Source organism: Bacillus sp. JCM 19034 (assembly GCF_001310635.1).
Classification (GTDB): domain Bacteria; phylum Bacillota; class Bacilli; order Bacillales; family Bacillaceae_D; genus Halalkalibacter.
On record NZ_BAXR01000028.1, the window covers coordinates 1 to 12,388 of the forward strand.

12 protein-coding genes, 3 pseudogenes and 1 riboswitch are annotated in these 12,388 nt (G+C 33.7%); of the genes and pseudogenes, 3 read left to right on the forward strand and 12 right to left on the reverse strand.

Annotated features, from left to right (window positions below; genetic code table 11):
- The first annotated feature begins 69 nt into the window (after positions 1-69).
- Complete coding sequence (locus JCM19034_RS19390; protein ID WP_062052410.1) at positions 70-441, forward strand: hypothetical protein; 372 nt, start codon at positions 70-72, stop codon at positions 439-441.
- A 573-nt stretch (positions 442-1,014) separates the two neighbouring features.
- On the opposite strand, the gene JCM19034_RS19395 is transcribed toward JCM19034_RS19390, so the two are convergent.
- The 11 genes and pseudogenes from JCM19034_RS19395 to JCM19034_RS19445 all read right to left on the reverse strand — a co-directional run bounded on the left by JCM19034_RS19395 (position 1,015) and on the right by JCM19034_RS19445 (position 10,480).
- Positions 1,015-2,208 carry a methyl-accepting chemotaxis protein gene (locus JCM19034_RS19395; RefSeq protein WP_082394269.1) on the reverse strand — a complete coding sequence of 398 codons (1,194 nt, stop codon included), beginning with the start codon at positions 2,206-2,208 and terminating at the stop codon, positions 1,015-1,017.
- 209 nt (positions 2,209-2,417) lie between these two features.
- Positions 2,418-2,507: riboswitch (cyclic di-GMP riboswitch) on the reverse strand.
- Positions 2,508-2,718: 211 nt separating this feature from the next.
- Positions 2,719-3,246 carry an IS3 family transposase gene (locus JCM19034_RS25390; protein ID WP_062052414.1) on the reverse strand — a complete coding sequence of 176 codons (528 nt, stop codon included), beginning with the start codon at positions 3,244-3,246 and terminating at the stop codon, positions 2,719-2,721.
- Positions 3,247-3,890: 644 nt separating this feature from the next.
- Positions 3,891-4,622 (reverse strand): ABC transporter permease, encoded by a 732-nt coding sequence (locus JCM19034_RS19405; protein ID WP_062052416.1) that lies wholly within the window; start codon positions 4,620-4,622, stop codon positions 3,891-3,893.
- Positions 4,623-4,955: 333 nt separating this feature from the next.
- Positions 4,956-5,351, reverse strand: coding sequence for a hypothetical protein (locus JCM19034_RS19415; protein ID WP_062052420.1), 396 nt, complete (start codon positions 5,349-5,351; stop codon positions 4,956-4,958).
- Positions 5,348-6,277: an ABC transporter ATP-binding protein gene (locus tag JCM19034_RS19420; RefSeq protein ID WP_062052422.1), complete on the reverse strand. Its 930-nt coding sequence runs from the start codon at positions 6,275-6,277 to the stop codon at positions 5,348-5,350. Before JCM19034_RS19420 ends, JCM19034_RS19415 begins: the two co-directional genes overlap by 4 nt.
- Positions 6,278-6,459: 182 nt before the next feature.
- Complete coding sequence (locus tag JCM19034_RS19425) at positions 6,460-6,897, reverse strand: thioesterase II family protein (RefSeq protein WP_062052424.1); 438 nt, start codon at positions 6,895-6,897, stop codon at positions 6,460-6,462.
- A gap of 203 nt (positions 6,898-7,100) precedes the next feature.
- Positions 7,101-7,991, reverse strand: a complete 891-nt coding sequence (locus tag JCM19034_RS19430) for a sensor histidine kinase KdpD (RefSeq protein ID WP_062052426.1) — start codon at positions 7,989-7,991, stop codon at positions 7,101-7,103.
- Positions 7,992-8,008: 17 nt separating this feature from the next.
- Positions 8,009-8,809: a hypothetical protein gene (locus JCM19034_RS19435; RefSeq protein ID WP_062052428.1), complete on the reverse strand. Its 801-nt coding sequence runs from the start codon at positions 8,807-8,809 to the stop codon at positions 8,009-8,011.
- Positions 8,802-9,314 carry an AAA family ATPase gene (locus JCM19034_RS23670; protein WP_231687057.1) on the reverse strand — a complete coding sequence of 171 codons (513 nt, stop codon included), beginning with the start codon at positions 9,312-9,314 and terminating at the stop codon, positions 8,802-8,804. Before JCM19034_RS23670 ends, JCM19034_RS19435 begins: the two co-directional genes overlap by 8 nt.
- Positions 9,300-9,724: pseudogene (locus JCM19034_RS23675) on the reverse strand (ATP-binding cassette domain-containing protein); the annotation flags it as partial. The gene JCM19034_RS23670 and the pseudogene JCM19034_RS23675, both read right to left, overlap by 15 nt.
- An 84-nt stretch (positions 9,725-9,808) precedes the next feature.
- Positions 9,809-10,480 (reverse strand): response regulator transcription factor, encoded by a 672-nt coding sequence (locus JCM19034_RS19445; protein ID WP_062052430.1) that lies wholly within the window; start codon positions 10,478-10,480, stop codon positions 9,809-9,811.
- A gap of 418 nt (positions 10,481-10,898) precedes the next feature.
- On the opposite strand from JCM19034_RS19445, the pseudogene JCM19034_RS23680 reads away from it, so the two are divergent.
- Both JCM19034_RS23680 and JCM19034_RS23685 read left to right on the forward strand, forming a co-directional pair.
- A pseudogene (locus JCM19034_RS23680) lies at positions 10,899-11,308 on the forward strand (carbon starvation CstA family protein).
- Positions 11,309-11,596: 288 nt separating this feature from the next.
- Positions 11,597-11,743, forward strand: coding sequence for a hypothetical protein (locus tag JCM19034_RS23685; RefSeq protein ID WP_231687058.1), 147 nt, complete (start codon positions 11,597-11,599; stop codon positions 11,741-11,743).
- 25 nt (positions 11,744-11,768) lie between these two features.
- Here JCM19034_RS23685 and JCM19034_RS23690 read toward each other — a convergent pair.
- Positions 11,769-12,089, reverse strand: a pseudogene (locus tag JCM19034_RS23690) (hypothetical protein); the annotation flags it as partial.
- Positions 12,090-12,388 lie beyond the last annotated feature (299 nt).

Sequence of the window (12,388 nt, forward strand, 5' to 3'; positions counted from 1 at the left end):
GATTGTCACTTAGATGAATCTCCTTACAAAATTATGATAATATGCTAAGATATGTATCGAGGTGGTTCAATGGAAGTTTATTTCTTTTTTGCGTTTGCTATCTTTAGTGTTCCTTTTTTTATATTACTAATTATAGTTGTTTACAAAAAATACTTAAGACACATTAATAAATGGTATTCAACTTTATTTTTGATCCTTTATCCATTCATCATTTATAAACTAGGTATTTTTATCTGGAATTATGGAAGGGTTTTAAATTTAAAGGAAGTGGAATCGAGATTACATGCCGGTGAAAAAATAGTATATGGTAAATTTGGAGAGTTAGTACATGGACCTGGTGAAGTTATAACATTATATGGAGGTTACATCTATGCCATAGCCGTTTATCCTATAGGTATAGCTACCTTGATACTTGTATTTATAAATCTATTAAGGCGGTAAGTGTAGATATTTATTTAACCTTTTTGTTTATTCGATATTATTGTTTTATTGATCTTGTGGAATTTGTGGAATGGTTTAGAATTATAAAAGTATAATCAACTATTATTTTCTTATTACCATAATTGTATGTCGACACTAAGCTAAACAATTTTTAAGGAATATAAACTTGTTTGTAGCATTTTAAGGTTGATTTCTTACTCGGAACTAATACGTACATCTTCTCACTTGACTTGGAGCCTCTGCGGGCATGATGATGAGCTAGGAAGTCATATCTATCAAGACACCTTGCTCTTCAACCAAGGGTATCAAGCCCGCCTCTCCAAGTAAAGTTCACGTTTTTCTACTAATAAAGTACTATATTGGGTTTGATGACTACGCTTATATTCTTTTGGTGATTAATCTCACGCCTGAATTTATAGAAAACTTTTTAAATGTTTTTGTCCTCTTATTAATCCAGACTTTACTTTTTCTTGTGAACCTTCCCATACAGGGTCTTCATTTAGTCTAATACGAAAAAAACGACCACTTTCAAAGTGATCGCGTTTAATATTTCCCCACTCATTCTATATATAATTATACTTTTAACGTGGATACAGCTTCTTCAAGATTATCTATTAATTTTTTCATTTCCTGTGCCGAATCAACAATCGTATCAAATGAAACCTTCTGATCTTTAATACTATCTGTTAACAAAATGACTGTATTGCTATTTTGTGTTGTTAAATCTGTAAACTGTTCAAATGTAGAAGTGATTTCTTGATTTTCTGCAGACATTTGTTCTGTTGCTGCAGATATTTCATCCATTTGAGCAGACACATCCCGAGCAGAGTCAAGAATATCAGCAAAAAGGATACCTGTCTCTTTTACAAGAGATACACCAGCGTTCGCGTATTGGACTCCCTCATTAATTGAAGTTACAGCTTCTTCCGTTTCACTTTGTATATAATCGATTAATGATTTAATTTGCTCTGCAGAACCTTTTGATTGTTCCGCTAGCTTTTTCACTTCATTAGCAACAATTGCAAATCCTCTCCCATGCTCCCCTGCTCGAGCCGCTTCAATGGAAGCATTTAGGGATAAAAGACTTGTTTGTTCTGAAATACTTGTAATCAGTCCAACAATCGAATGAATTTCATTAGAACGTGCATTAAGATTTCGAATAAGTCTTTCTGAGTTTTGAGAAGATTGATTGATTAATTCCATTTGAATTCCTACTTGGTCAACCGACTCATTCCCACGCATTGCACGACTTTCAGTTTCTTTCGATCTTTCACTAACATTAGAAATATTACGAGCAACTGTCTCTACCCCAGCAGACAATTGTTGTAAAGAAGAGGAAATCTCATAAGCAGATCCATTTTGTGAATCAAATCTCCCTGACATTTCCGAGACTACTTGAGTAATACTATCCATTTTTTCACTAGTTTTACTTACAGTAGCGTACAACGAATCATAGTTACTAGACGTATTCTTTGATGCAGATTCAATGGAATTAGTTAACTTACTAATATTCTCCACCATTGCGTTAAAGCTCATTCCGACTCGACCTATTTCATCATTCGACTCTCTTATTACATCTTTAGGATCAATATCTTGTGACCATGTTTCAACAATTTGTTCAGCATCTGTTACAAGATCCTCTAACATAAACTTAGAATTAACAGAATAACTAACCCCTGTTATTAAAATAGCCACTATAGTAGTTGTGATAATACTAAATAAAATACTTTTTGTTTTTAATGATATATTAGAATACCATTTTCTCATTGATGTACACTTCCCTTATGTAATTAATTATTCTTCTATTGCATAATAAAAAAATGTCGGGATATATCATATCGGCTATTCTATAATCTCTGTTAAACTTAGTAGTTGATTTGAACTAGAAAAATCAAAGCTTTAACATAAGACTAAAAATAAAAGACTACAACCATAGGAAGTAGCCCATAAGTAATCATCCCCCTCAGTAGTTGTTGTAAAGCAACTGGAAGGCTTATACATATGCCTAGTATTTAGTCCCTATAGTTTTGCATCCCTTTTTTTCAAATAGTTTATCCCTATTAAAGTTAGATAAATAGACTTAGGTAATATATCATACTTTCATAACAATAGCTATAGCTAAGTTAGCCTCTAGGGGCAAAAAGAACGATGTAGTGTTGTTTGACTAAAAATTATGTAATTTTATCTAGAATAGTATGGCTCATTACTGTCTTATTTCATCTTCCTAATTAAGTGTGAATTTATTATAACTATTTCATAAGAAAAAATGATAAACGATCACGACAAACGTGATCGCCATGAAAATATATATTTTCGCAGATGCTTGGAGGGGTCCTTCTGATTTGCCCCAATAATTTGGAAAAGGTAACTATAGTTACTGTATATGTTATCTTTAATTAGTAGACTTAAGATAAAACTGTTGTAAAATAGTAAATTAGGATAAATGGGTAATGGATGTTTAGAGTTGGTTGTAGCTTTGTACTTCTTGACAGTCTTTAATCGAATATTGTTTTCTTTCATAATGCGTGTTACCGTTTTTTGACTTACATTTAAGCCCTGCTTATGGTGCTGTTTAGTAATTTTAGGGCTACCATATGTTTTTCTAGATTCAAGATATTCACGTTTAATTTGAGCAGTAAGCTTTTCTTTACGAATTTTTTGTTTGCTTTTCGAACGTTTTTTCCAGTCATAATAGCCTCTTTTAGAAACACTCAGGACATCGCACATCTTCGCTACACGGAATTCGTGTTGGTGTTGTTGAATAAAGTGATAAATCACTTCTGGTTTTTTTGCGAAGATGCCCATAGCCTTATTTAAGATGGCATTTTCCTCTTTAAATCACGGATTCATTTTTGGAATTCACGAGCTTGTTGATCAGTTGGTTTAAGATTTCCACTTCCCACAAAGCCAGCTTCTTGTTCTTTGTTAAATTTAGTCACCCAATTGTGTAGTGTCTGCTCGGCAATGTATAATTCTCGTGCAACTTCTTCTTTCCATCTTCTTTAACAATGCGGACAACTTCTAATTTAAATTCTTTATCAAATGTTTTTCTCATTTTGGACACTCCCGATAAAATGTTAGTTCATTATACTTGATATTCTCCCAATTTACCGTGTCCACTATTTAGACTAGCATCAACCCATTCCGTTTTCTAAATCAATATCTTTTACTTTTAAATGAAGAATAGTGTTAAGCCTATTACCAGTATCTAATAGATAATTGACTATTACCCAATTTCAATGTTCCACGAAGCCACATTCTCTTATATTTGGTTTCTTGATTAATTTCTTCACTTCATCTTCTGTATTTGGTTCTTTTTGCTTTATCAAATTTATTAAAATAGCTCTCTCTCATCGCAATACCCAAGGCTTTCCGAAATACCCACACTGACTGACCCCCTCTTCAGTAAGTTGTGATTCCTTCAAAAAAGAATGATAGAAGCATCATAGTTATTTTGATAGAATAATACGTTCCTTCGTAAGATAAATGGAATAGAACCAAACTAATATCCAGGTGAAGACTGTTAACAATGCACAAAGAAGTGAAAATTTCCATGAACTAATATCTAGATAGCCTGTAAGTGACCCAACAGGTATACCAATTAATAACAACATTCCAACGAGATAAGAAGGTGCAATTGACAATTCTGAGCTAAGAATCATCGACAATTGTACTGTAAATACTGTTAACCCTAAGTACATAAGTGGTGTAATCAAAAAGATAGTAAATAATAATTCTCCCGGTATCGTTATTAGTTTACTAACTGCATATGTAGCTATTAATGATGAAACAAATGAAATGGTAAAGGTCGGTACAAACACCGCAAAACTTTTCCCTAACCAAATTTCTTCTTGTCTAAGTTGCGTAGATAATAATGCAGATATTACGCCATTTGCCTTTTCTCTGGTAAATGGCCCACTGGTAAAAAGAGGTATACTTATTATTAGTGGTGCCATAGCCAATAATAAGAGAATGTGGAATGTAATCATCTGATAAATATGATCATCATTTTGCACATTCATCCAGGTCATATTTGGCAACAAAAAATTAGTCATCAATATGGCTAGTATTATAAGTATTCCAAACAAAAGAAGGAGAATATTATAGGACTTCCATTTAATAAATTCATTATAATCGCGCTTAAACACGACGGATATTCTTTTAAATTTTAACTTTGACATGATAAAACAATATCCTCCTTGTTTAGTTTCGAACGATTTGCCATACAAATCAGATACAAAATTAATGCAATAACAATATTCCCCAAAAAGAATAATGGTGTATCTAACGAGATTACATTACGGGCTAGAAGGTTTATAAAAAGTGCAGAAATTGAAGGTAGAAATATGGAGGCAATTACTATTCCATTCTCAACATTTCCTACAAGCCCGACAAAATGAATCAATAAGCTTAAACAAAAGAACATAACTGGTACTGCTAAATATGTACTTAATATAATCCATATATTAGTGGATGCAAAAAAGCTTGAGGATAGATAAGTCAAGCTAAAGTATTCAGTTAGTAGATACGGAATGAAAACCCCGATAAGTAATCCAGATGAACAGGGCAACACTCTTGGCTACCCAAACTTCTTTTACACTTGATGCTGTAGCTAGTAGGGATTCAATCACTTTATTGACTTTATCACGTGTTAGAGGAACTGAAAACAAAACACAATAATTAATCCCTGTTAAAATGAACGCAGTGCTATAACCAATGATTCCTATGTAATAACTAAGACTACTTTTATTGATTAAACCGTTACTCATGATCGGTTCAATAATTAGCTTCGATCCAATTAAACCAATGGCCAAAGCACATATTAATACAATTCCCAAATACACAATAATCAAAGATTTGAATTGAAAGATACTTCTTAAACTGGCATTAATTATTGGTCTCATTCTCATTTATCCTCAGCCTCCCTTACAATATTATTGTACATTTCCTCCAAAGAAGATTCTTTTTTAGCAACTTCATCCACTTCAATACCAACTTTCACCAACTGATTAATGATGTCAGAAGTTTTAACACTAATGGACGGGGTAAATAATAGATTGCCGTCTTGTATTTTATAGAAACCAAAATCCTTCTTTTGCTTAATCTCGTCTAAACTATCTTGATTTATTTCGCTACTCGTTTGGACTGTTAGAACATTTTTACCCATCTGCTTTCGCAATTCTTCCAGATGGCCATATAATTTGATTTCACCCTTATCGAGCAAAGCAATTCGATTACAAATTTTTTGTACTTCATCCATATTATGAGAACTGAAAAATACTGTCTTTTTTTCATTTTGAACAATATCCAATAATATTTTCCTTATGTCCAACTGTGCAGTAGGGTCAATTCCAGATGTTGGCTCGTCCAGAATTAGAACTTCTGGATCATGGACAAGAGCTCTTGCTAGAGCTAATCTCTGTCTCATCCCTTTAGAAAATGTTTGTGCCTTATCTCTCGCTCGATCAGCAAGACCGACAAGTTCTAATACTTTCCCTATTTTCTTTTTATCTACCGACTTTTCGTAAATCATTTGATAATATTCTAGATTAGCAATTGCAGTCATATTGTCATATAACCCATCCCCATCAATAACAAAACCAACTTTTTTTCTAGCTTCATCATCTGCAACATCACGCCCCATAATGGTCGCACTACCAGAATCGTATTTATATAATCCTAATAAAATTCTTATTGTAGTAGTTTTTCCAGCCCCATTTGGTCCAATGAAACCAAAAATATCTCCTTGTTCTACTTCAAAACTTATCCCTTTTAAAATGTCACGATCTTGAAGGGATTTTTTTATATCCTTTACTTCAATTGCTGATTTATGCATAATTTACCTCTTTTCCTAACGTTATACAAAAACATCGTGTAAGGAGTTTTTAGTTAGTTCAACCCCATATTTGAAATAAAAAAGTTCAGATGAAGAAATTCTAATTTAAGAATTTCTTCATCCCATAGAGACACATATGTGATCCTCTTAATCTATTTTCTTGATTAACTAGTATTTAGATGTTATCTCTTCATTTTGATATTCTCGTCTACTTCATCTTTTAATATTTCTAGTATTCTTTCCTCAGATTGACTTTTATCAATAAATACATGATCTCCAGCCATGGTGTATAGCTTAAATGATTCAGTTGTTATATCGTCCCATGCATTCATATCATCTAATAGAACCCTTTCATCGTCGACTCCGTGGAAACCAACAATAGGAATATGGAACTCTTCAGATTGATCATATACATACCTTTGAACAATACGGTACGCGGATACGATCAATGGCAATGTTAGTTTCGTTCCCTCTAGTAGGTCATTGATTGCCTCCCCATCTATCCCCCATCCTCTCATAAAGGCTTTACTTACTAAATCAGAAGATGCAGTAGCCTTAATTTCTTCAAAATCAGGGATATGATCGATACCAAGAAATTTTAATTCACTTAAAATCTCCATTAAGCTTGTATTCGGTAATACTCCAAATCCATAAGGAAAACAGAAAATACGGACTTTCGCTTCAGCATTAGGATTGTAGTCATAAATCCAAGTCTCTATACTGTCAACCGCCTGATTATTCTCCTTAGATTTTAGTTGTCCTGCAAATTCTTCTCCCCCAGGTAAGAATTGAGTCAGTGTTAATGGCTATGACCCCTAATTTCTTATCTATATAGTGGTAAACTAACTCGGATATCTAATGTATCATCCTCTATAATCGCTTGAGTGCTTCCTCCCATCTGCTCGGCAAGAAGCTTCACGATAGCTAAACCAAGTCCACCAGACTTACCTCTTGCTTTGTCTCCTTTATAGAAACGCTCAAAAAGTCGCTCTCCATCAGAATGTGGTAGATCCCTTACTAGATTTTTGAAAGAAATGATAGCATTATCTTCCACCAGTAGACTCACCTCAATAACCCCTTTAGTATGTTGAATACAATTTTGTATAAGGTTCTTTATAATTCTCTTAACCAGATGTTTATCTGCTAGTACAAAGATAGATTGTGATTCTGTTAATCGAATCGACAAATTTTTCTCTTCCAAGTAGGGAATAAAAGTAACAAGACATTCTCCTACTAGACTATTAAGGTTTGTCCTCTCTAAATCAATCTGGGGCTCTGCATTTGTAAGGTATGAATATTCGAAAAAGTGTTGAATAAGATTCTCTAAATCCTCGGTGTGTTTTTCCGCAATTTTCAGTCTTTTTATTTGCTCTTGAGACAACTCTTCTCTCTTCATCAACTGCTGATACCCCTTAATAGCTGTAAGTGGCGTGCGCAAGTCATGGGAAATATTCACGATTAATTCCCTGAACTTCTTATCTTCGCGTATTCCCTTAAGGCGGAGATTTTCCTCCACCTTAAGGTACTTATTAATATTCGCTGTAAGTCTATTGATATCTTTATTGATTAACTCAATACTTACAGGCTGACGGGTATTCTCTCTCAACCGTTTTTCAAGTTGCATATTAATTTTACGCACTTGTAGTTGTATAAGTCCGATATAGATGACTAATACAAAAATTATTACTATCAGTACAACAACTACAATCTTCACTTTGATCAGCCTTCCATTTATTTAATTTCTGATTTTTTAAATGCTCCATTAGCAATGCTAAGCATCCAGACTATAAACAAGAAGCAAACACCGATTGCTTTTAATATGTCGCTAACTTCTGAATCCATTGCTAGCACCTGATTATTAACAGAAAAAGGAGTTATGGAAAGAAATTTTTCGATTGCTGTAATCTCTGTCCCTATTCCTCCTAAGATTTGTAATACTAAAATAATCCCGAACCCTAAGAATATAACTAAAGAAGTCTTTCTTAGAACAAATGCTAGAATGATCCCTATACTCATTTGGGATGCATATGCTAGCGTCATAACAAACATTATGACAAGTATTTTCCCAATTACTGCACCTGTTAAACTTAAATCCGTCTGATTTGCTAATATATGGAGAAACACAGATGCGGAAAACGGTTCGGAAAACTCTGCTCCAGTGGCAAATGCAATGATGGTAACTACTGCGTAGGGTAAAATCATAAGAAGTACTAATAGATATAAGACGATTGCCTTACTTATAATGACAACTCCTCTACCCATACCACATGAAGAGATGGTATCATTGATAGATTTATTGCTAAAATCGCTACAGATATAAATCCCTGCTAAAAACGGTCCGACAATCGCTATCGTCATCACATCACTTAATCCCGAAATAGGACCACTTATTTCCATACCAATCTTACCTTGTGCTACTAAATAGGACACAAATGTCACAATAGCAGCGGCAGCCCACATAATTAAAAACAGGATTTTTATAGGTTTAGACTTTTTTAATTTATATAGATCAGCCTGAATGATATTAATCATTCTTTTCTCCTCCAATAACAGAAATAAAATAGTTTTCTAACGTGTCTCCCTCAACAGAAAAATTGGTTGTAATTATCCCATTCTCAAAAATTGTAGTGGCTACTTTCTTCTTATCATCTACATAATCATATAGCTTAATAGTCTTGTCAGGCATTAGCTTATAATTTGTTGTCCCTAAATCGTTTTCTAATATTACTAATAGATCCTCTGGTTTTTCACATTCAATAAGAATATGTCTTTGACACTTATTCTCTAACTCTCCGAGAGTTAAGGTTTGTTTAATCTCCCCATCATGGATAATAATATAGTCGGTTGCTACCTGATATAATTCTGGTAGATTATGACTGGAAATAAGAACCGTAATATGTCTCTCTTCACATAACTTCTTCAGTAATATCCTTATCTCTTTAACCCCTAATGGATCAAGCCCGTTAATTGGCTCGTCTAGAATCAGTAACTCAGGATTGTTTATCAGTGAAACAGCAATTCCTAATCTCTGTTTCATACCAAGTGAAAATCTTTCACCTGCTTTTTCCCCGTGTCTTCCAATCCAACTAACTCAATGAGTTCATCCTCAAGCTCTACATTTGAAATTCCGCGTAAAATTCTATGATACCGGATGTTCTCCTTAGCAGATAAACCTAAATTGAGACTCGGTGATTCTATCATACATCCTATTCTTTTACGTTCTGCTTGAATTGCTCTAGCACTCTCTTTCCCAAAGAGTTCCATGCTACCGGATGTAGGGAAGCTAAGTCCCGCTATGACTCTCATTAATGTACTTTTACCTGCCCCATTACTTCCAATTAGTCCATATATTTTTCCGGGGTCTAATGTAATGGATACGTTACGCAACGCATCCGTCTGACGAAATGTCTTGGTTAACTCATTTGTTTTTAAAATGTAATCTGCCACTCATCATCACCTCGATACTAACTATAAACACTAAAAGTTAAGAAAAGGTTTAGAAAATAAAAAAAGGTTTAAGAATTTTTTTACTTAAACCTTATACAAGCGATATCCTAACCCCCAGACCGTTTCAACATAGTCTATTTCCGGATTAATAGTTTTTAATTTATTACGTAAATTACTGATATGCGTTTTTACCGCATTATCATCTCCTAAGTATTCTTGATTCCATAGAGATTCGTAGATGTTACTTTTGGAATATACTTTTTCAGGATTTCGCATTAGTAATTCCATAATTAGATATTCCTTGCCGGTAAGTTCTATTTCCACTCCGGAGATGGTCAGTTGTTTTTTAGTATTATCTAATTCTAAATCTCTATATTTCAAAATGTTATTTGTTTTTTTCTGGCTATTATAATGACGCAGGTTAGTCATAACCCTAGCTGCAACTTCGCCTAGGTTAAATGGTTTAGTGATATAATCGTCTGCCCCTAAACGCAATAAGTCAATCTTAGTAGTAACCACATTTTTAGCTGATATGATTATGATCGGTATGTCATGTTGAGAACGAATCTCTTTTAAGATTTCCTCACCACTTTTATATGGAAGCATAATGTCCAATAAAATCAAGTCGTATTGATTACGTTGTGCTTCATATAAACCATCCATTCCATCGAGTGCTGTACTCACTTGATATCCTTCACCTTCTAAAGTCTCTGCTAATAATTTACTTACATCTACATTATCTTCAATAATTAATATTTTTCCATCGCTCTAGACCAGAAGAAGCACAGGTTTATACCTAGCACTTAACTTCAAACTGTATCTGCTCTTTTAGAAGATACAGTTATTTCTCCTTTCCTCAAAAGTCTATTTTACTATTGTAATATTAAATGAACATACGTTATTTTAAATTCCATTTAAATAAGAGAGGTTTAAATCTAGTATAAGAGAAAATATATTTCATTGTCATATATCGCTAACCTATTATCCTCTTCCATTATAATACATTTTTTCCATATTGCAGTTGATAATTTACATAATTTATTGAAAAGCTCTATATTTAAGATAATAGTACTATATAAATGAATTAATTATATCTATTGATTATATTTTTATGTATTTCTTCGTAAAGATAGTTATAAGCGATAACGCTTAAAAAACATAGGGAGTGATTAACATGATTACATTTCTAATCGCAGTTGCTGCATTGGTCATTGCTTATTTCACCTATGGGAAATATATCGAAAAAGTAATTGGACCAAATGCAGAAAGACCAACACCAGCTTATTCTATAAAGACGGTGTTGATTATGTACCGATGAATAAACAGAAAAATGCATTGATACAATTATTGAATATTGCCGGTACTGGTCCTATTTTTGGACCAATCATGGGTGCTTTATATGGACCAGTGGCTTTCCTATGGATTGTACTTGGTTCTATATTCGCTGGAGCAGTGCATGATTACTTAACAGGTATGATTTCCATTCGAAATCGAGGTGCTCATATTCCTGAGCTTGCTGGGAAGTTTTTTGGAAAAATATCTCGACTTCTCGTTAACTCTTTGCGTTACTGTTTTTGTTACTAGTTGGTACTGTTTTTGTTACGACACCTGCGTCCTTATTACATAACTTAATTGATGGTAAAATTGCTGTAATTGCATTTGTTTTACTCATCTTTATTTACTATCTCTTATCTACTATTCTTCCAATTGAAGATAATTGGACGGATTTATCCGTTCTTTGGAGCAGTGTTACTAGTAGGTACAATAGGGGTAGGTGGAGCATTATTAGTATCAGACTACCCCATTCCTGAATTATCTTTATCAAACTGACATCCAGCTGACCTACCGATTTTCCCAATCTTATTTCTAACCATTACTTGTGGTGCTTTATCTGGTTTTCATGCAACTCAATCTCCGCTTATTTCCAGAACGACTCAAAATGAAAAACAAGGACGTTATATCTTTTACGGTATGATGGTTGCTGACTTGGATCATCATTCATTACTGGTTTTCCAGTAACCTTTCCTTTTGCTATTATTCCTCCAGTTCCTCTTTGTCCACCATCCGAACGCCAGATATATACTGTGTCATCTATTCTAATTTCACTTTGAAAATGTCTTTGGTTCAGAGACCACATAATACTGGTAGTATCTCTTAAGTAATCATTGATACGGAAATGCTTTGAATTCCCTTGAAAAATCCATGTATTTACTTCCTTGTTTCCCGAAGCTGCTTTTGATTTGTCCGATTGATTCGATTGATAGTTAGACAAAAATTCATCCCATCCATAAAATGCATACACTTTTTCTAGTTGTTCTTCAAAAAATTTCTCCCACTCATATGCAGGTAAGTTCTTGTACCCCATTTTATCTGCAATCCAAGTGAAGAAACCTTCTCCTGGTCTATGAGTTTCCTGATTAACAACAAGAACAGATAACGGTTGAAAACCTTTCTTTAAACACCTTAACGATATTTCTCCTAGAGGTTCATTTAGTTTTATAGGAGAAATATCACCATTTAGTTCTGTGCTGAGTTTTCCGTATTCAATTACTCGATTGTTCTTTGCACACTCTACTAATATGGCTTTTATTCTGAGTAATAGCTTTTCATTCAATTCTCAATCCCCCTTCGTCCCATATTCATGTGTGGAGATTCACTAATAGC

Bases quoted from the DNA above. Each gene is read 5' to 3' on its own strand.
- JCM19034_RS23670 (WP_231687057.1), bottom strand. From the start codon at position 9,314: ATGAAACAGAGATTAGGAATTGCTGTTTCACTGATAAACAATCCTGAG.
- JCM19034_RS19420 (WP_062052422.1), bottom strand. From the start codon at position 6,277: ATGCATAAATCAGCAATTGAAGTAAAGGATATAAAAAAATCCCTTCAA.
- JCM19034_RS19390 (WP_062052410.1), top strand. From the start codon at position 70: ATGGAAGTTTATTTCTTTTTTGCGTTTGCTATCTTTAGTGTTCCTTTT.
- JCM19034_RS19395 (WP_082394269.1), bottom strand. From the start codon at position 2,208: ATGAGAAAATGGTATTCTAATATATCATTAAAAACAAAAAGTATTTTA.
- JCM19034_RS19405 (WP_062052416.1), bottom strand. From the start codon at position 4,622: ATGTCAAAGTTAAAATTTAAAAGAATATCCGTCGTGTTTAAGCGCGAT.
- JCM19034_RS19425 (WP_062052424.1), bottom strand. From the start codon at position 6,897: ATGGAGATTTTAAGTGAATTAAAATTTCTTGGTATCGATCATATCCCT.
- JCM19034_RS25390 (WP_062052414.1), bottom strand. From the start codon at position 3,246: ATGGGCATCTTCGCAAAAAAACCAGAAGTGATTTATCACTTTATTCAA.
- JCM19034_RS19435 (WP_062052428.1), bottom strand. From the start codon at position 8,809: ATGATTAATATCATTCAGGCTGATCTATATAAATTAAAAAAGTCTAAA.
- JCM19034_RS19415 (WP_062052420.1), bottom strand. From the start codon at position 5,351: ATGAGAATGAGACCAATAATTAATGCCAGTTTAAGAAGTATCTTTCAA.